The organism is Streptomyces tricolor (genome assembly GCF_002155905.1).
In the GTDB taxonomy this organism is placed as follows: domain Bacteria; phylum Actinomycetota; class Actinomycetes; order Streptomycetales; family Streptomycetaceae; genus Streptomyces; species Streptomyces tricolor.
In genome coordinates this window covers 1-751 of sequence record NZ_MUMF01000690.1, presented here as the reverse complement: position 1 = coordinate 751, position 751 = coordinate 1, and the positions used below count along the sequence as shown (strand labels likewise).

The 751-nt window shown below is 67.5% G+C and carries 1 protein-coding gene and 1 pseudogene; one reads left to right on the top strand and one right to left on the bottom strand.

Annotated features, from left to right (window positions below; genetic code table 11):
- Nucleotides 1-128: pseudogene (locus tag CCN44_RS46885) on the top strand (1-phosphofructokinase); the annotation flags it as partial.
- Nucleotides 129-173: 45 nt separating this feature from the next.
- Here CCN44_RS46885 and CCN44_RS37440 read toward each other — a convergent pair.
- Nucleotides 174-751: CBM35 domain-containing protein (locus CCN44_RS37440; protein ID WP_276329144.1), on the bottom strand; the 578-nt coding region annotated here is incomplete at its 5' end.

The window sequence follows — 751 nt, the reverse complement described above, 5'->3', positions numbered from 1 at the left end:
GGCCGGACCGCCTCATCCGCGCGGTCGCCCTGTCGGCAGCCACCGTACGGTCCCCGGCAGCGGGCGACTTCGACCGCGCGGCGTACGAGAAACTCCTGGCGCAGGTGTCGGTGACAACGGCGATATGACCTCGGCGTCCGCCGAGGTCACAGCATCGCTTCGGGGCTCAGGCGCTAGGAATTGACCCAGCCCTTCACCAGCCACATCTGGTCGATGAGGGCGTCGCACTGGTTGCCCTGCCCGCACGAGAGCGTGATGGTGTTCGTGCCCTTGTTGAGCTGGATCCAGTTGTAGGTCTTCGTCCAGCCCTTCTCATAGTCGCCCTCGGCGGCGTGCCTCCAGTTCTTCAGGTCGACGGGCCTCTCGGAAGCCGTGCCGTTGACCATGAGGGTGACGCTGCCGTCCTTGCCGGGGACGGTGTAACCGACGTACACGGTGTACTTGCCGGACTTGGGGATGTCGTTGACCGTCCAGGTCACCGAGGCGCCGGCCTGGTTCAGTCCGCCTATGTAGCTGCCGTCCGCCGACCGCGCCCCGGAGACGTCCGAGGCGCCGGTGGCGCCGCCGACCAGTTGCAGGCTCTTGTCCGCGCCGTCGACCTTCGGCAGTTCGCCCGACGGTGCCGACTTGCTCCCCGACGGGGTCGGCGAGCCGGGCTGGGACTGGGTGGGAGTGGAGTTGGCCTGGTCGTCGGACTTGTCGTCGTCCGTGTTGCCGTTGATCATCGCGATGCCGATGCCGATGACGACCG